We start from the raw sequence: 16,285 nt of genomic DNA, 5'->3' as shown, positions 1-16,285 counted from the left end.
GGCCCCCGTACGGCCGTGAATTAGGTCGTATGGGGGAACTTTCCGGGAGAACGCCGGGAAAACCACCGGCGGGATCGTTCATCCAGGGCAGCGGAATGTCCGCGACCCTGGAAGGACGGAACGTCACCTATGAAGATGACCGCGCGCGGAAGCATTGCGGCACTCATGACCTGTATGGCCGCGGCCGGCGCGGCCACCCCGGCCGTGGCCGACTCGGTGCCGGTGGGTGTCCCCCTGGACGCCGTGAAGACCACGCTGGGCGTGGACACCCCGCGCGTGGCCACCGCGGTGCCGATGCCCGTCGTCGGCGCCCCGGAGGCGCCCCGCTACCACTCGGGGGACCTGCTCCCGAGCCCCATCCTCCCGGTGCTGCCGGTCAGCACCGAGCTCGGCGACACCCTGGTCGGCGCGCCGGTGCCGAACCTGCTCGGCGACCCGAAGACGGACGGCGAGGGCACGCTGGAGTCCCCGGCCACCAACGTCCTCACCCGCACCCCCGGTGCGATCGTCGGCGCCCCGCTGACGATGCCGGACGGCAGCAACTACGGCATTCCGAACCTGACCACGCCCAAGCTGGGTCTGACCGCCCCGGAGCTGGTCGGGACCCCGGCGGCACTTCTCGGTCTGCGCTGATCCCGCGGGAGCCGCCGGGCCTGCGGGGGCTGCCGGTTCCGCTCGGTCTCCTGAGCGAACGCCACTTCAAAAAGCCGTCCGGTCTGCGAACGTGTACGCCATGGGATTCCATGTCGACTCCGAGACCGGGCGGCTTCGCCGCGTCATCCTCCACAGGCCGGACCTGGAGCTGAAGCGGCTCACACCGAGCAACAAGGACGCACTGCTCTTCGACGACGTGCTGTGGGTGCGCAGGGCCCGTCAGGAGCACGACGGTTTCGCGGACGTCCTGCGCGACCGCGGTGTGGAGGTGCACCTCTTCGGTGATCTGCTGTGCGAGGCCCTGGAGATCCCGGAGGCCAGACACCTCGTCCTGGACCGGGTGTTCGACGAGAAGGAGTACGGACCGCTCGCCACCGACCACCTGCGCGCGGTCTTCGACCAGCTCCCGGTGACCGGGCTGGCCGAGGCGCTGGTCGGCGGGATGACCAAGCGCGAGTTCCTGGAGCGGCACGCCGAGCCGGTGTCGGTCCGCTTCCACGCCATGGAGCTGGACGACTTCCTGCTGGGGCCGCTGCCCAACCACCTGTTCACCCGGGACACCTCCGCCTGGATCTACGACGGGGTGTCCATCAACGCCATGCGCTGGCCGGCCCGGCAGCGCGAGACGGTGCACTTCGAGGCGATCTACAAGCACCACCCGCTCTTCACCTCCTCCGGGGCCTTCCACTACTGGTCGCAGGGGCAGTCGGACTACCCCTCGACCATCGAGGGCGGGGACGTGCTCGTCATCGGCAACGGCGCGGTGCTGATCGGGATGAGCGAGCGGACCACGCCGCAGGCGGTGGAGATGCTCGCGCGGGGCCTGTTCGCGGCCGGGTCGGCGACCACCATCGTCGCGCTGGACATGCCGAAGCGGCGGGCCTTCATGCACCTGGACACGGTGATGACGATGGTGGACGGAGATACGTTCACCCAGTACGCGGGCCTGGGCATGCTGCGTTCCTACACGATCGAGCCGGGCGCGGGTCTGCAGGAGCTGAAGGTGACCGACCACCCGCCGGAGCACATGCACCGGGCGATCGCGGCGGCGCTCGGGCTGGACTCGATCCGCGTGCTGACCGCGACGCAGGACGTGCACGCGGCGGAGCGCGAGCAGTGGGACGACGGCTGCAACGTGCTGGCCGTCGAGCCGGGGGTGGTGGTGGCCTACGAGCGGAACGTGACGACCAACACCCACCTGCGCAAGGAGGGCATCGAGGTCATCGAGATCCCGGGCAGCGAGCTGGGGCGGGGACGGGGCGGGCCGCGGTGCATGAGCTGCCCGGTGGAGCGGGATCCGGTCTGAGGCCCCTCTGTATATCAATACGGGGGATCGTATAGACTTCCAGCATCCCCTGTCAGCGTGACCCTTGGAGTGTCCCCATGGCCACCGACCTCGTCGGCCGCAGTTTCCTCAAGGAGCTCGACTTCTCCGCCGCCGAGTTCCGCGGTCTGATCGAGCTCGCGGCCGACCTCAAGGCGGCCAAGAAGGCCGGCGCCGAGCAGCGCCGCCTCCAGGGCAAGAGCATCGCGCTGATCTTCGAGAAGACTTCGACGCGCACCCGCTGCGCGTTCGAGGTCGCCGCCGCCGACCAGGGGGCGCACACCACCTACCTCGACCCCTCCAGCTCCCAGATCGGCCACAAGGAGTCGGTCAAGGACACGGCGCGGGTGCTCGGCCGGATGTTCGACGGCATCGAGTACCGGGGTGACAGCCAGGAGGCCGTCGAGGCGCTCGCCGCCCACTCCGGCGTGCCGGTGTTCAACGGCCTCACGGACGACTGGCACCCCACCCAGATGCTGGCCGACGTGCTCACCATGACCGAGCACTGCGCCAAGCCGCTGGAGCGCATCGTCTTCGCCTACCTCGGCGACGCCCGGTTCAACATGGGCAACTCGTACCTGGTGACCGGCGCGCTGCTCGGCATGGACGTGCGGATCGTCGCGCCGAAGGCCTACTGGCCGGCCGAGTCCGTGGTGTCCGGGGCGCGCGAGCTCGCGGCCGCCAGCGGGGCCCGGATCATGCTGACCGAGCAGGTCGCCGAGGGCGTGGCCCACGCGGACTTCGTCGCGACCGACGTATGGGTGTCCATGGGCGAGCCCAAGGAGGTCTGGGACGAGCGGATCGCCGCCCTCGTCCCGTACGCCGTCACGATGGACGTGCTGCGCGCGACCGGCAACCCGGACGTGAAGTTCCTGCACTGCCTGCCGGCCTTCCACGACCTGGGCACCAAGGTCGGCCGGGAGATCCACGAGCGGCACGGGCTGGACTCGCTGGAGGTGACGGAGGAGGTGTTCGAATCCGCGCACTCCGTCGTCTTCGACGAGGCCGAGAACCGGCTGCACACCATCAAGGCCGTACTCGTCGCCACCCTCGCCGGACCGACTGCGACCTGATTGCAGTCGGTTCCGCATAGTCATGCGGACGGCGCCGCCAGGGGTGAACCGGACGGCTTTGCGCGGGGTGCACCCTCACCCGTGTGTCGCGTTTCTGTGACGGCAGTCACGATGCAGTGATACCGTCGATCGTGTGAGCCCCTTCATCGGTTCCACAGCAGCGACCGAACGGTGGCGCCACCTGCGGGTGACCCGGCAGGACGGCGTGGCCACCGTCACCCTCGACCGCCCGGAGAAACTCAACGCCCTCACCTTCGGCGCCTACGCCGACCTGCGCGATCTGCTCGCCGAGCTCTCGCGCGAGCGGTCCGTGCGCGCCCTCGTCCTCGGCGGCGAGGGGCGCGGCTTCTGCTCCGGCGGCGACGTCGACGAGATCATCGGCGCCACCCTCGCCATGGACACGGCCCAGCTCCTCGACTTCAACCGGATGACCGGCCAGGTGGTACGGGCCATCCGCGAATGCCCCTTCCCGGTGATCGCCGCCGTGCACGGGGTCGCCGCCGGCGCCGGCGCCGTCCTCGCGCTCGCCTCCGACTTCCGGATCGCCGACCCCACCGCCCGCTTCGCGTTCCTCTTCACCCGCGTCGGCCTCTCCGGCGGGGACATGGGCGCCGCGTACCTGCTGCCCCGCGTCGTCGGCCTCGGCCACGCCACCCGGCTGCTGATGCTCGGAGAGCCCGTACGCGCGCCGGAGGCCGAGCGCATCGGCCTGCTCAGCGAGGTCACCGAGGAGGGCAAGGCCGGCCTGCGGGCCGCCGAGCTCGCCGCGCACCTCGCCGCGGGCCCGGCCCTCGCCTACGCGCAGACCAAGGCACTGCTGACCGCCGAGCTCGACATGCCGCTGGCCGCGTCGGTCGAGCTCGACGCCAACACCCAGGCCCTGCTGATGAACGGCCGGGACTACGCCGAGTTCCACGCCGCCTTCACCACGAAGCGGCCCCCGGAGTGGAAGGGCAGGTAGCACCATGCCGGCAGGCAGAGCATTGCGGGTCGCCGTCGTCGGCGGCGGGCCCGGGGGCCTGTACGCCGCCGCGCTGCTGGCCCGCCAGGGACACACGGTCGAGGTCTGGGAGCGGGGTGCCCCCGAGGACACCTTCGGCTTCGGCGTGGTGCTCTCCGACGAGACCCTCGGCGGCATCGAACGGGCCGACACCGTGGTCTACGCGGCCCTCGGCGCCGAGTTCGTGCGCTGGGACGACATCGACGTCGTCCATCGGGGGCGGCTGCTGACCTCCGGCGGCCACGGCTTCGCCGCCCTCGGCCGGCGCAGGCTGCTGGAAATCCTCCACGAGCGCTGCGCCGGCCTCGGGGTCAGGCTCCGCTTCCGCACCCCGGCGCCGGCCGCCGCGGTCCTGGCGGCCTCGTACGACCTGGTCGTCGCGGCCGACGGGGTACACAGCGCGACCCGGCAGAGCGGCGCCGCGCACTTCCGCCCGACACTGACGGGCGGCCGCTGCCGGTACATCTGGCTCGCCGCCGACTTCGCCTTCGACGCGTTCCGCTTCGAGATCGCGGAGACCGAGCACGGTGTCATGCAGCTGCACGCCTACCCGTACTCCGCGGACGCCTCGACCGTGATCGTGGAGATGCACGAGGAGGTGTGGCGGGCCGCCGGCTTCGACCTGTGCGACGAGGCCGAATCGGCCGCGCGCTGCGCCAAGATCTTCGGCGAGGCCCTGCGCGGGCGCCCGCTGCACGGCAACCGCTCGGCGTGGACCGAGTTCCGTACCGTCGTCAACGAGCGGTGGTCGCACGACAACGTCGTCCTGCTCGGCGACGCGGCGCACACCGCGCACTTCTCCATCGGCTCCGGCACCAAGCTGGCGGTGGAGGACGCGCTCGCCCTCGCCGAAGCGGTGGCGGGGGCGGTGGCCGCCGCCCGGCCGGGCTCCGAGCCGGACGTACCCGCCGCCCTCGCCGCGTACGAGGCCGCCCGGCGGCCGGCGGTGGCCTCGACCCAGCGGGCCGCCGCCGCCAGCATGCGGTGGTTCGAGGAGCTCGCCGGGTACGTCGACCAGCCCGCCCGGCAGTTCGCCTTCAACCTGCTCACCCGCAGCCGCCGGGTGACCCACGACAACCTGCGGCTGCGCGACGAGCGGTTCACCCGGGCCGTGGAACGGGACTTCGGCTGCCCGGACGAGCGCACCCCGCCGATGTTCACCCCGCTGAAGCTGCGCGGGCTGACCCTGCGCAACCGCATCGTGGTCTCCCCGATGGACATGTACGGCGCGCAGGACGGCGACGGGACGCCGGGGGACTTCCACCTGGTGCACCTGGGCGCGCGGGCCCTCGGCGGCGCCGGCCTGGTGATGACGGAGATGGTCTGCGTGTCCCCGGAGGGCCGGATCACCCCCGGCTGCACCGGCCTGTACACGGCCGGCCAGGCCGCGGCCTGGACCCGGATCGCGGACTTCGTGCACACCTGCGCCCCCGGCACCGCGCTCGGCGTCCAGCTCGGCCACTCAGGCCGCAAGGGCTCGACGCGGCTGATGTGGGAGGGCATGGACGACCCTCTCCCGGAGGGCAACTGGCCGCTCGTGGCGGCCTCGGAGCTGCCCTACCGGCCGGGCGTCTCGGCCGTCCCGCGCGCACTGACGGCAGCGGACCTCGCGTCGATCCGCTCCGATTTCGCGGCCGCCGCGGTACGGGCCGCCGACTGCGGGTTCGACCTGCTGGAACTGCACTGCGCCCACGGATACCTGCTGTCCGGCTTCCTGTCCCCGCTCACCAACCACCGTACGGACGCCTACGGCGGCCCCCTGGAGAACCGGCTCCGCTTCCCGCTGGAGGTCTTCGACGCGGTCCGCGCCGTCTGGCCCGCCGACCGGCCGATGACCGTCCGCATCTCGGCCACCGACTGGGCCCCGGGCGGCACTTCCGCCCAGGACGCGGTGGACATCGCGGCCGCCTTCGCCGCGCACGGCGCCGACGCCATCGACGTGTCGACCGGCCAGGTGGTGGCGGACGAGAACCCCGAGTACGGGCGCTCGTACCAGACCCCGTACGCGGACCGGATCCGCAACGCGCTGGGCATCCCGGTCATCGCCGTCGGCGCCATCTCCTCCTGGGACGACGTGAACTCCCTGCTGCTCGCGGGCCGCGCCGACCTCTGCGCCGTGGGCCGCCCGCACCTGTACGACCCGCACTGGACCCTGCACGCGGCCGCCGACCAGTCCTACGAGGGCCCGGCCGCTCCCTGGCCCGCCCCCTACCGCGCCGGCAGCCGCAAACCCCCGACCGGCCGCGGCTGAAGCGCGTTCACGCGGCGGCGCGCGGCACGGGGGTTCGAAGGGTCTTCGGGCTCGTCGCCGGCGCCGGTCGCGCCGGGGTGCTCACAACACCGCCACCTCGACGCGGTCCTCCACCGGGACGTAACCCAGGCGCTGGTAGACGCCGTTGCTGGTCGGGTTGGCCAGGTCCGTGAAGAGCAGCACCTGCGAGGCGCCGGCCGCGTACGCCGCCTCGCTGACCGCGTGCGTGACCCCGGCCGCGTACCCGCGGCCGCGCAGCTCCGGCGGGGTGTAGACCGGGCCGACACGGGAGACCGAGCCGACCGGGCGGAAGAACCCGGCCATCGACACCGGGGTCCCGGCGTGCTCCCAGAGCAGCATGCCCCCGTACGAGAGCCGGTCGCGCAGGAAGGCCTCGGAAGGTCCGCCCCGCTCCCCGGTCTCCCGCTTGAAGGCCCCGGCCCAGTCCAGCAGCAGTCGCAGGTCGGCCTCGGTGGCGGTCCGGGCCCGCCCGGCCGGGGCGGGGTCCGGGGCGAGCAGTCCGGCGAGCCGGTACAGCCGGTTCTCCTCGGTGACCTCGCTCGGCCTGCCCCAGGCCGCGGCCAGCGCCTGCGCGTCGCGGCGCCGGGCGTTCAGCACGTCGACCCCGGCGAGCACCGGCTCGGTGGCGAGCGCTGCCCCCAGCTCGCGCACGGCCTGTTCGGGCAGGGCCCCGATCAGCAGAGGGCGCGGCGGGGTGCAGAGCAGGGCGCCGGTGACGCCCCCGTCGGCCCCAGTCCACCAGCCGAAGAAGGGCTCGGCGGACCCATAGGCGTCCGTGCCGTGCCGCTCCAGCGCGGCGAGCACGGTCAGCAGGATGGTGTTGGCCACGGGCTCGGCGGCCACGGCCGGGCCCGCCGCGGCCCGATAGGCCGCCAGGTCATGGGTGAACGTCCACGTCATGGCTCATGATGGCGCCGGATCGTTTCCCGCGCACGGGCTTTTACGAGGGCAGCCAGGCCGGCCACCACGGCGGCACGTTGTCGGGCCCGCACAGCCCCGAATCCCCGGGGTAGCCGTCCAGGGTGCCCTGCGTGGCGAAGTACCAGACGACCACCACCGACAGGACCAGCACCACGGCCGCCACGCCCGCCACCGGGTTCACGCGCCGGGCGAGCAGCCAGACCAGCAGGGCGAGCACCGCGCACCCCGGGACCAGCAGGAGCATCTCGAAGAACAGCTCGAACCTGCCGCCCGCCTCCCAGCCCGCGTCGCAGTAGGCGCGGGCGTTGGCGGCAAGGTCGTGCGCGAGGTAGCCGGCGACGGCGCCGCCCAGCGCCGAGGCCACCAGGCCCTGCCACCGCACCCGCCCGCCCGCCCTGGTGGGCGGCGGCCCGAATCCGGGCGGCGGGGAACCGTCCGGCGGCTGGGCGTGCGGTGGGTGAGGGGGCGGGGGCGGCGCCCCGGCAGGAAGATCGTTTCGCGTCACACCCCGACGTGACGCGCCCCGCGCCGCCTACGGTTCCAGGAACCCCGCCCCGATGTCCCGCAGCCGGCCGTGCAGTTCGGTGAAGACCGCCGCCGCGCGGTCGCCCGGCCAGTCCGCGGGCAGCAGCTCCCGCGGCAGCCCCGGGTCGGCGTACGGCAGGCGCCGCCAGGTGTCCAGCGCGAGCAGGTAGCCGCGGTAGGCCTCCTCCGCGGTCGGCGCCGGGCCCGACTGCAGGGCGCGCAGCACCGGCTCGTGCAGGTCCAGGAACTCCTCGTGCTGCTTGGCCAGCGAGGTCAGGTCCCACCACCGGGCCACCGCCTCGGCGGTCGGGGCGAAGCCGAGGTGGCCGCCGCGGAACAGCTCCACGTACGCCGTCAGGTGCAGCCGGTCCAGCGTGTGCCCGGTCTCCTCGTACAGGTGGGCCGGCGCGATCCACACCCCCGGCGCCACCGCGCCGAAGCCGAGGCCGGCGAGCCGCGAGCGCAGCAGGTGCCGCTTGTTGCGCTCCTGCTCCGGTACGGAGAACACCGCCAGCAGCCATTCACCCGCCGGCTGCCCACCGCGCTCCCCGTAGATCCGCCGGTCGCCGTCGTCCAGGAGCTGCCGGGCCTCCTCGGAGAGCTCGTACCCCGCCGAGCCGTCCGCGGCGCGCGCGGGCAGCAGGAAGCCGCGCCGCTTCAGCCGGGACACCGACGAGCGGACCGACGGGGCGTCGACACCGGCCGCGCCCAGCAGGCGGACCAGCGCGGACACCGGGACCGGACCCTCGAAGGCCCGCCCGTAGGCGCCGTAGAACGTGACGATCAGAGATCGCGGAGTGTGCTGCTCGACCACGGGTTCACTCTAGAGGTGCCTTGCCGATCATGCCGGGCCCGCCGGCAGGACGCTCCCCCCGTCGCGCAGCCGGAACCGCTGCAGTTTTCCGGTCGCGGTCCGGGGGAGGGCCGGGAGGAAGACGAAGGCGCGCGGGCACTTGTACGGGGCCAGCTCCGCCCGCATGAACGCGCGCAGCTCCTCCTCGCTGGGCGCCGCGCCCTCCCGGGCGACGGCGTACGCCACCACGATCTGCCCGCGTCGCTCGTCCGGGCGGCCCACCACCGCCGCCTCCACCACGTCCGGGTGGCGCATCAGGGCTTCCTCCACCTCCGGGCCCGCGATGTTGTACCCCGCCGAGACGATCATGTCGTCGGCCCGGGCGACGTACCGGAAATAGCCCTCCGGGTCGCGGACGTAGGTGTCCCCGGTCAGGTTCCAGCCCTCCCGCACGTACTCCTCCTGCCGCGGATCGGCCAGGTACCGGCAGCCCACCGGGCCGCGCACGGCCAGCAGCCCGGGCTCGTTGTCCGCGACCGGGCGGCCGGAGGCGTCCACCACCCGCGCCTGCCAGCCCGGCACCACGCGGCCCGTCGTCCCCGGGCGGATGTCCTCGTCGGCCGCGGAGATGAAGATGTGCAGCAGCTCGGTGGCGCCGATGCCGTTGATGATCCGCAGCCCGGTGCGCTCGTACCAGGCCTCCCAGGTGGCCGCCGGAAGGTTCTCCCCGGCCGAGACGCAGCGACGCAGCGCGGAGAGGTCGTACGTGCTCACGTCGTGGGGGCCCAGCTCGTCCAGCATCGTCCGGTACGCGGTGGGCGCGGTGAACAGCACCGTCACCCGGTGCTGCGCGAGGGCGGGCAGGAGCCGGCGCGGGACCGCCTGGTCGAGCAGGAGCGCGGAGGCGCCGGCGCGCAGCGGGAAGACGACCAGGCCGCCGAGGCCGAAGGTGAAACCGAGCGGCGGACTGCCCGCGAAGACGTCGTCGGGTCGGGGCCGCAGCACGTTGCGGGAGAAGGTGTCGGCGACGGAGAGCAGATCGCGGTGGAAGTGCATGCAGCCCTTGGGCCGGCCGGTGGTGCCCGAGGTGAAGGCGATCAGGGCCACGTCGTCGGCGGAGGTGTCGACGGCCCGGAACGGCGCCTCGTGGCGCTCGGCCAGCCGGAGCAGGTCGTCGGACCCCTCGCCGCCGTACGGGGTGATCCGCAGGCCGGGCACCTCGGCCTTGGCCAGATCCTCGACCACGCCCACGTGGCACAGCGCGTGCTGCACCCGGGCCATCGCGCAGACCGTGGCCAGCTCCTGCGCGCGCTGCTGGGCGAGGACGGTCACGGCCACCGCGCCGGCCTTCATCACCGCCAGCCAGCACGCGGCGAGCCAGGGGCCGGTGGGGCCGCGCAGGAGCACGCGGTTCCCGGGGACCACGCCGAGGTCGGCCGTGAGGACGTGGGCGATGCGGTCCACGCGTTTGCGCAGCCCGCCGTACGACCACACCTCGCCGGATCCGCTGCGGAAGGCCGGGCGGTCGGGCCCGAACCGGTCGATGGTGGCGTCGAGCAGCTCGGCGCCGCAGTTGAGCCGGTCCGGGTAGGCCAGTTCGGGGAGCTCGAAGACGAGCCGCGGCCAGGCGTGCGGCGGCGGCAGATGGTCGCGCGCGAAGGTGTCGGCGTGGGCGGAAGGCTTGAGCTCCAAGGCGGGTTCGCCCCCTTGCAACGACAGCGGCACCCCGGGTGGGGGACCGAAGTGGCGGAGCAGGCCGTGCGGGTGCGCTACGAGCGTATCGTGATGGTGACGGCAGTCAACAGGACGCGATAGAAGCGGGGATGTTCGGATGACCGGATTCGCGCTCGGGGCGGAACAAGAGGAGTGGTGCGGGCAACTGCGCGCGCTGGCGGCGGACCGGCTGCGGCCGCTGGCCGACAAGGGGGAACCGGGGCGGGTCAACCGCCCGCTGCTCGCGGCGCTGGGCGAGCTGGGCCTGCTGGAGCGGGTCTTCACCTCGGGGGCGCTGGAGCTGTGCCTGCTCCGTGAATCCCTCGCGTACGGATGCACGGAGGCGGAGACGGCCCTGGCCCTGCAGGGCCTGGGGGCGCATCCGGTGCTGCGCTCGGGCACGCCGCAGCAGCGGGAGCGCTGGTTGCCGCAGGTGCGGGCCGGGCGGGCGGTGGCGGCCTTCGCGCTCAGCGAGCCGGGGGCGGGCTCGGACGCGGCCGCGCTGGCACTGGAGGCCGTACGGGACGGCGGGGGCACGGCGGACGGGGGCGGTGGCGGCGCGGGCGGCGGCTGGCGGCTCAGCGGTGAGAAGTGCTGGATCTCCAACGCCCCCGAGGCGGATTTCTACACGGTGTTCGCCCGGACGGGCGAAGGGCCGGCGGCCAAGGGGGTCACCGCCTTCCTGGTCCCGGCCGACCGCCCCGGGCTCTCGGGCGAGCCCCTGGACATGCTCTCCCCGCACCCGATCGGCCGGCTGTCCTTCGACGGGGTCCCGGTGGGCCCGCAGGACCTGCTCGGCGAGCCCGGCCGGGGCTTCCGCGTCGCGATGGACACCCTGAACCTGTTCCGGCCGAGCGTGGGCGCCTTCGCCGTCGGCATGGCCCGGGCCGCCCTGGACGCGACCCTGGCGTACACGGGGGCGCGGCGCGCCTTCGGCGGGGTGCTGGGCGACCTCCAGGCGGTGGGCCACCGGGTGGCCGAGATGGCCACCCGCACCGAAGCCGCCCGGCTCCTGGTGTACGCGGCGGCGGGGGCGTACGACGCCGGCTCGGCGGACGTCCCGCGCCGGTCGGCGATGGCGAAGCTGCTCGCGACGGAGACGGCCCAGTACGTGGTGGACCACGCGGTACAGCTGCACGGGGCCGTCGCCCTCCAGCGCGGCCACCTGCTGGAGCACCTGTACCGGGAGGTCCGGGCCCCGAGGATCTACGAGGGTGCCAGCGAGGTCCAGCGCACGATCATCGCGAAGGAGCTCTACCGGTGAGTGTCGAGCGGATCAATCCGGCGGAGCTCTCCCCGCCGACGGGCTTCTCCCACGCCGTGGCCGCGAGCGGCTCCCGGCTGGTCTTCCTGGCGGGCCAGACCGCACTCGACACCGAGGGCAAGGTGGTCGGGGACACCCTGCCCGAGCAGTTCGAACGCGCGCTGGGAAACCTGCTGACGGCCCTCGCCGCGTCCGGGGGCACCCCGGCGGACCTGGCCCGGGTGACCGTCTACACGGTCGACGTGGAGGCGTACCGCGTGCACGCCCCCGAACTCGGCCGCATCTGGCGCCGGCTGGCCGGCCGCGATTACCCGGCCATGGCGGTCATCGGGGTCGTCCGGCTCTGGGACGGGCCCGCCCTGGTCGAACTGGACGGTATCGCCGTACTCGGAACGGCGTAACTCACGTTGCCGGATCGCTGACCAGGTGCTTTTGACAGCGGGCCAGAGAGGGGTGAGGGTGGAAATGACCTTTTTATAAGGAATGTCTCAATCCTCGGAGGTGCATGGTCATGCGCCGTGTCATCACCGCGACGATCGTGGCAGGAGCCGCGGGCGTCGCGCTCGGCCTGATGCCTGTCGGCGGAGCGGTTGCCGCGGGTCTTCCCCAGACCCAGCAGCACAACTCCGGATGGTGCTCCGACGACTGGCGCGGTAGCAACAACTGGCGTGACTGCTGCGACTCCACGCGCTGGCACAACTGGAACGACCGCCCCAGCTGGTGCTGGGACAACGACTCGAACAACGGCCGACACGACAACGCCAACTGGAACGACAACTGGAACAACGGCCGTTGGAACGACAACCGCTCCGACCATGGCAACCGCAACGACAACAACTGGAACGGTGGCCACGACAACGGCTGGAGCGACAACGGATCCGGCCGCGGTGGCTATGGCGGCGACGGTGGCGGTGGCGGTGGTGGCCACGACGGCGGCGGAGGCAACGGCGGCTACGGCGGAGGCAGCGGTGGCGGTGGGGGCGGCGGCCACGACGGCGGTGGGGGAGGCAACGGCGGGGGCGGCGGGGGCGGAAGATAGCTCCGGCAGCACGGGAAACGAGCCTTACCCGCCGATCGGCGGGTAAGGCTCGTTTCCCGTGCTGCCGGATGCCCGCCCTGGTCGAAGTAGACCGTGGCGATCAGGTGGTGCCAGGTGTAGCGCCCGACGACGCCGTCCGCGCCGCCGGTGACCGAGGCGCTGCGCTGGAAGTTCACGACCCCTGTACGTCTTGGGGCCGAAGTCGCCGTCGACGAAGCCGGGCTGGTCCTCGCCGGCGACCGCTCCGGCCTGGAGCAGCTCCTCCTGGAGTTCCCGGACGCACACCCCGGACGAGCCCTTGGCGAGCACCACCGTGGCGCCGACGCGCTGCCTTGTCCGTCATGGCGATCAGTCCGTGGTCCGGGAGATGAGAGCCTCCCAGGTCCTGGGACCGACGACGCCGTCCGGGTCCAGGTGGGACTGGCGCTGGAACTCCTTCACGTAGTCGTCGGTCTTCGAGCCGAAGATGCCGTCGATGAAGCCGGGCCAGTCGGCGGGGGCGATGCCGACGGTGGCGGCGATGTCGAACTGGATCTCGCGCACGCACACGCCCGACGAGCCGTACTGGAAGTTGCGGGCGGGGATGGACCAGCCGTTGGGAGAGGTGCGGGTGCCGACGCTGCGGGTGCAGGCGTCGCGGTAGTCACCGGCCGAGGCGGTGGGGGCGGTGACCAGCAGCGTGCCGACGGCGGACGCGGCGAGCGCGAGGGCCGTGAGGGGGCGGATGCGGCGCGACGAGGACATGGAAGAGCGTCTCCTGACGATGACGATGACGATGACGAAGAGGGCGGAAGCCGGGCGAGGAGGAGAGGGCGGGGCGCGAGGAGGGGCGGGGCTCAGCCCGTCAGGAGCTTCTCCCAGGTCCGCGGTCCCACGACGCCGTCGGGGTCGAGGTGGTGGCCGCTCTGGAACCTGCGGACGGCCGAGGCGGTACGCGCGCCGAAGACGCCGTCGACGAAGTTGCCGCCGCTCTGCTCCCACGGGGAAAGGCCGTACTGCGAGACGAGTTCCTGGAGCCCGGCCACGCAGACGTCGGAGTCACCCTGGGAGTAGTCGTACCGCGGGATGGTGTAGCCGCTCGGGGAGAGCCGCGTGCCGTACGTGTCCTTGCAGATCTTGTACGAGGAGTCGTCCGCCTGGGCGGCCGGCGCGGAGACGAACAGGGCGCCGGCGGAGACCGCCGCGAGGAGGAGTGAGGTGACGCCCTTCGTGGGGCGAGATGTGCGCATGTCGGAAGAGCCCTTCGCTGGTGACAGCGAAAAGCTGCCACACGGGGCGCGTCCGGCTCCCGCTTCCCACCTGTCCTGGGAAGCGGGGGACGAGCGTCCAACCAGCTCAGAGCGGATTCCCGGGGCTCGTCCCAGGGACGTCCCGACCGGGCTTCCCGGGCGGGCGGGCCGACCGTCCCGTACCGTCCCGGGTGTGTCCCGGACGCCGTCCCGTCCCGCCCTGTCCCGTGCCGGGGTCAGGGCTTGATCGCACCCAGCGGGGAACACTCCTGTTCCTTCTGGCTGGGAATCGCCCCGCAGATCGTGATGGTCTCCCATGTCGCGTCCGGGGTGACGGCCAGCATCCGCGTGTAGGTGTCGTGTTCCATCCGGATCGTGGCCTCGTCGGACGAGTTGCGCTTGTCCTGGATCATGACCGTGTCCCCGATGTTGCCGTTCTCGACGCGCCCCCACACCGCCTGGCAGGCCTCGCTGTAGCGCAACTGGATGCTCATGCCGCGCAGGAAGGTCTGGCGCACCGTGACCGCGTCCCACTGGCAGTCCTCCGCCTGCGGTTCGCGGCGCATGCAGGTGTCGCTCTTGCAGCCGACCTTGACCGGCCCGCTCGGGCGGGCCTGGGCGGGTGTGGCGCCGGGCGAGCCCGTCGCCCCGGCGGTGGGGCCCTGGGCGGTGCCCGCGCCGGCCGGTTCGACGAGGAAGACCGTCAGCAGGCTGCCCAGCAGGGCGCCCGCCAGGACGCCGGCCGCCGTGCGCAGGATCCTGGACCAGGCGAACCGCCCTGTGAGGACGGCTCCTTCCACGGTCGGGGCCGGGGTCGGGGCCGGGTCCGGAGCCGGCCGTACCGTCGCCGGCTTGACGGGGACACCCGGCCTCGGGCGCTCCGGGGCCCGGACCGCGGGCTCCTCCGCCGGCGCCTCATCGCGTACGACGGCCAGCTCGAGCAGCACGAGCAGAGGTTCGGGGTCCGCCCCGGCCGCGGTCGCGAACTCCTCGACCGCGATACGGGTCGGGACCTGCTTGCCGTTGAGGAACCGCTCCCAAGAGGAACGGCTGTAGTGCGTCTTGTCCGCGAGGCGGTTGTAGCTCAGCTGCGACGCGTCCTTGATCCGCCGCATTTCGGCGAAAAGGTCGCCTCTCGGAGCGTCCCCGCCGGCCGCCCCTGATCCCCCTGCCATCAAGGTGGGTCCCCCATCTCGTGCTCATTCCGTCCCCCCGGCCGTTGGCCGCGGGGAACAGTATCAGCCACGAAGTGGCGTGCTCATGACTGTGGCCCCCGGGAGCCAACTCCCGGGAGGCCAAGGTCAGTGCAGGGTTTTCGCGGTGCCTGCGAACACGGATGTCAGGCGAGCAGGCGGCTCCAGGTACGGGCGTCCACGACCCCGTCCTGCGGCAGCGCGCGCGAGGCCTGGAACGCCGCCACGCGGGCCGCGGTGCCGGGCCCGAACGCACCGTCCGCCGTCGTCGGGAAGCCGAGTGCCGACAGCCGGCTCTGCACCGCCTTCACCGCCTCCCCGGCCGCTCCCTGCGCCACCGGCGCGCACAGCTGGTTCCAGGTCTGGTTCCCCGCGAACCCGTCGATGGCGGCGCCGATCTGCTTCTGGAACGCGCGCACCGCGCCGTCGGTCGCCGGCCCGAACGATCCGTCCGGCGTGATCGCCGCCCCGCGCTGGACGAGCAGGCACTGCAGGACGCGTACGCGCTCGTTCACATCGCCCGCACGCAGCAGCGGCCACACGGGAGCCGCCGGGTCGCCGCCGATCCGGGCCGCCACGTCCGCGCGCAGCTGCGGCAGCAGGGCGTAGAGGCGGTCGCCGGGGCACTGGGTGTTGTTGAAGTCCCGGTGCCCGTAGATCTGGTACGGCTGCAGCCCGTACTGGAGGCAGATGCGGGCGCAGAGGCCGACGAGCGCCGCGTACTGCTCGGCGCGGGGTTCCTCGGTGGTGTAGGTGCCCTCGTTCTCGATGCCGATGGCCACCGTGTTCTGGCCGGTGCAGTGCGCCGCCTCGACGATCTGCCCCCCGCTGTCCAGCGCGGCCAGGCTGCCGTGCCGCCCCTCGGTGACGAACGCGCCCCGGCTGACGGTGAAGTGCTGCCCGGTGTCGATCCAGCCCTCGGTGTCCATCTGGTACGTCTGCATCGCGCGGGCCAGCGCGAAGGCGCGGTCCTGCCCGTACTCGGCCACGTTCGCGGTCGCCGTGTGGTGCACGATGATCTTCTGCGGCCGGGCCGCGAGCACCTTCACGGGGCTCTTCGGTGCCCGCGCTCCCCAGGCCTCGCAGTCGGATACGAGCGGGCCGTCGGCGGCCCGCGCCCGTCCGGCCGTACCCGGCGCGGCCAGTGCCGCCCCCAGGGACAGCGCGCCGGCCAGCAGGGTGCGTCGGCGGAGCAGCGGTCGTGCCGTCGGCGTGGTCATGTGAGTCCGTTCCATCGAGAAGTTGCAGGTGAACGCTAGGAATTGAAAGGCGCCGGGACAAGCCG

Annotated in this window: 16 protein-coding genes; 8 read left to right on the top strand and 8 right to left on the bottom strand. The window is 72.9% G+C overall.

Features of this window, described 5'->3' with window-relative positions; genetic code table 11:
• The first annotated feature begins 165 nt into the window (after positions 1-165).
• The 5 genes from K7B10_RS11740 (at position 166) to K7B10_RS11720 (ending at position 6,302) form a co-directional block, all read left to right on the top strand.
• Complete coding sequence (locus K7B10_RS11740; protein WP_229336055.1) at positions 166-633, top strand: hypothetical protein; 468 nt, start codon at positions 166-168, stop codon at positions 631-633.
• Between the two features lie 100 nt (positions 634-733).
• Positions 734-1,960 carry an arginine deiminase gene (locus K7B10_RS11735; RefSeq protein ID WP_030868832.1) on the top strand — a complete coding sequence of 409 codons (1,227 nt, stop codon included), beginning with the start codon at positions 734-736 and terminating at the stop codon, positions 1,958-1,960.
• A 77-nt stretch (positions 1,961-2,037) separates the two neighbouring features.
• On the top strand, positions 2,038-3,051 hold the full coding sequence (gene argF, locus K7B10_RS11730; protein ID WP_229336054.1) for an ornithine carbamoyltransferase: 1,014 nt from the start codon (positions 2,038-2,040) through the stop codon (positions 3,049-3,051).
• Positions 3,052-3,184: 133 nt separating this feature from the next.
• On the top strand, positions 3,185-4,012 hold the full coding sequence (locus K7B10_RS11725; protein ID WP_030868826.1) for an enoyl-CoA hydratase family protein: 828 nt from the start codon (positions 3,185-3,187) through the stop codon (positions 4,010-4,012).
• 4 nt (positions 4,013-4,016) lie between these two features.
• Positions 4,017-6,302 carry a bifunctional salicylyl-CoA 5-hydroxylase/oxidoreductase gene (locus K7B10_RS11720; RefSeq protein ID WP_229336053.1) on the top strand — a complete coding sequence of 762 codons (2,286 nt, stop codon included), beginning with the start codon at positions 4,017-4,019 and terminating at the stop codon, positions 6,300-6,302.
• A gap of 81 nt (positions 6,303-6,383) precedes the next feature.
• Here the strand turns inward: K7B10_RS11720 and K7B10_RS11715 are convergent, their stop codons facing one another.
• The 4 genes from K7B10_RS11715 to K7B10_RS11700 all read right to left on the bottom strand — a co-directional run bounded on the left by K7B10_RS11715 (position 6,384) and on the right by K7B10_RS11700 (position 10,254).
• Positions 6,384-7,223, bottom strand: coding sequence for a GNAT family N-acetyltransferase (locus tag K7B10_RS11715; protein ID WP_229336052.1), 840 nt, complete (start codon positions 7,221-7,223; stop codon positions 6,384-6,386).
• 40 nt (positions 7,224-7,263) lie between these two features.
• Positions 7,264-7,626 (bottom strand): hypothetical protein, encoded by a 363-nt coding sequence (locus K7B10_RS11710; protein ID WP_229336051.1) that lies wholly within the window; start codon positions 7,624-7,626, stop codon positions 7,264-7,266.
• A gap of 150 nt (positions 7,627-7,776) precedes the next feature.
• A complete protein-coding gene (locus K7B10_RS11705) occupies positions 7,777-8,583 on the bottom strand; it encodes a PaaX family transcriptional regulator (RefSeq protein ID WP_229336050.1) in 807 nt (268 codons plus the stop codon).
• Between the two features lie 27 nt (positions 8,584-8,610).
• Positions 8,611-10,254 carry an AMP-binding protein gene (locus tag K7B10_RS11700; RefSeq protein WP_229336049.1) on the bottom strand — a complete coding sequence of 548 codons (1,644 nt, stop codon included), beginning with the start codon at positions 10,252-10,254 and terminating at the stop codon, positions 8,611-8,613.
• 139 nt (positions 10,255-10,393) lie between these two features.
• Between K7B10_RS11700 and K7B10_RS11695 the strand changes: the two genes are divergently transcribed.
• The 3 genes from K7B10_RS11695 (at position 10,394) to K7B10_RS11685 (ending at position 12,578) form a co-directional block, all read left to right on the top strand.
• The gene (locus K7B10_RS11695; RefSeq protein WP_229336048.1) at positions 10,394-11,539 is read left to right on the top strand and encodes an acyl-CoA dehydrogenase family protein; all 1,146 of its coding nucleotides are present in this window, start codon (positions 10,394-10,396) and stop codon (positions 11,537-11,539) included.
• Complete coding sequence (locus K7B10_RS11690) at positions 11,536-11,940, top strand: RidA family protein (protein WP_229336047.1); 405 nt, start codon at positions 11,536-11,538, stop codon at positions 11,938-11,940. Before K7B10_RS11695 ends, K7B10_RS11690 begins: the two co-directional genes overlap by 4 nt.
• A gap of 110 nt (positions 11,941-12,050) precedes the next feature.
• Entirely contained in the window at positions 12,051-12,578 is a 528-nt protein-coding gene (locus K7B10_RS11685; RefSeq protein ID WP_229336046.1) for a hypothetical protein, read from the top strand.
• 348 nt (positions 12,579-12,926) lie between these two features.
• Here the strand turns inward: K7B10_RS11685 and K7B10_RS11680 are convergent, their stop codons facing one another.
• From K7B10_RS11680 to K7B10_RS11665, 4 genes are all read right to left on the bottom strand, one after another.
• A complete protein-coding gene (locus tag K7B10_RS11680) occupies positions 12,927-13,322 on the bottom strand; it encodes a peptidoglycan-binding domain-containing protein (RefSeq protein WP_229336045.1) in 396 nt (131 codons plus the stop codon).
• 92 nt (positions 13,323-13,414) lie between these two features.
• Positions 13,415-13,807 carry a peptidoglycan-binding domain-containing protein gene (locus K7B10_RS11675; protein WP_229336044.1) on the bottom strand — a complete coding sequence of 131 codons (393 nt, stop codon included), beginning with the start codon at positions 13,805-13,807 and terminating at the stop codon, positions 13,415-13,417.
• A gap of 236 nt (positions 13,808-14,043) precedes the next feature.
• On the bottom strand, positions 14,044-14,922 hold the full coding sequence (locus tag K7B10_RS11670; protein WP_229336043.1) for a DUF2690 domain-containing protein: 879 nt from the start codon (positions 14,920-14,922) through the stop codon (positions 14,044-14,046).
• Between the two features lie 224 nt (positions 14,923-15,146).
• Positions 15,147-16,220: a peptidoglycan recognition protein family protein gene (locus K7B10_RS11665; protein ID WP_229336042.1), complete on the bottom strand. Its 1,074-nt coding sequence runs from the start codon at positions 16,218-16,220 to the stop codon at positions 15,147-15,149.
• Between the last annotated feature and the right edge of the window lie 65 nt (positions 16,221-16,285).

The sequence above is a fragment of the Streptomyces flavotricini genome (genome assembly GCF_020639365.1).
Classification (GTDB): Bacteria; Actinomycetota; Actinomycetes; order Streptomycetales; family Streptomycetaceae; genus Streptomyces; species Streptomyces flavotricini.
This window is presented reverse-complemented; position numbering and strand designations above follow the sequence as displayed.

Excerpts from the sequence above, each read along its gene's own strand:
- K7B10_RS11740 (WP_229336055.1), top strand. The coding sequence starts at position 166 with ATGACCTGTATGGCCGCGGCCGGCGCGGCCACCCCGGCCGTGGCCGAC.
- K7B10_RS11735 (WP_030868832.1), top strand. The coding sequence starts at position 734 with ATGGGATTCCATGTCGACTCCGAGACCGGGCGGCTTCGCCGCGTCATC.
- argF (WP_229336054.1), top strand. The coding sequence starts at position 2,038 with ATGGCCACCGACCTCGTCGGCCGCAGTTTCCTCAAGGAGCTCGACTTC.
- K7B10_RS11720 (WP_229336053.1), top strand. The coding sequence starts at position 4,017 with ATGCCGGCAGGCAGAGCATTGCGGGTCGCCGTCGTCGGCGGCGGGCCC.
- K7B10_RS11715 (WP_229336052.1), bottom strand. The coding sequence starts at position 7,223 with ATGACGTGGACGTTCACCCATGACCTGGCGGCCTATCGGGCCGCGGCG.
- K7B10_RS11695 (WP_229336048.1), top strand. The coding sequence starts at position 10,394 with ATGACCGGATTCGCGCTCGGGGCGGAACAAGAGGAGTGGTGCGGGCAA.
- K7B10_RS11685 (WP_229336046.1), top strand. The coding sequence starts at position 12,051 with ATGCGCCGTGTCATCACCGCGACGATCGTGGCAGGAGCCGCGGGCGTC.
- K7B10_RS11680 (WP_229336045.1), bottom strand. The coding sequence starts at position 13,322 with ATGTCCTCGTCGCGCCGCATCCGCCCCCTCACGGCCCTCGCGCTCGCC.
- K7B10_RS11675 (WP_229336044.1), bottom strand. The coding sequence starts at position 13,807 with ATGCGCACATCTCGCCCCACGAAGGGCGTCACCTCACTCCTCCTCGCG.
- K7B10_RS11670 (WP_229336043.1), bottom strand. The coding sequence starts at position 14,922 with ATGCGGCGGATCAAGGACGCGTCGCAGCTGAGCTACAACCGCCTCGCG.
- K7B10_RS11665 (WP_229336042.1), bottom strand. The coding sequence starts at position 16,220 with ATGACCACGCCGACGGCACGACCGCTGCTCCGCCGACGCACCCTGCTG.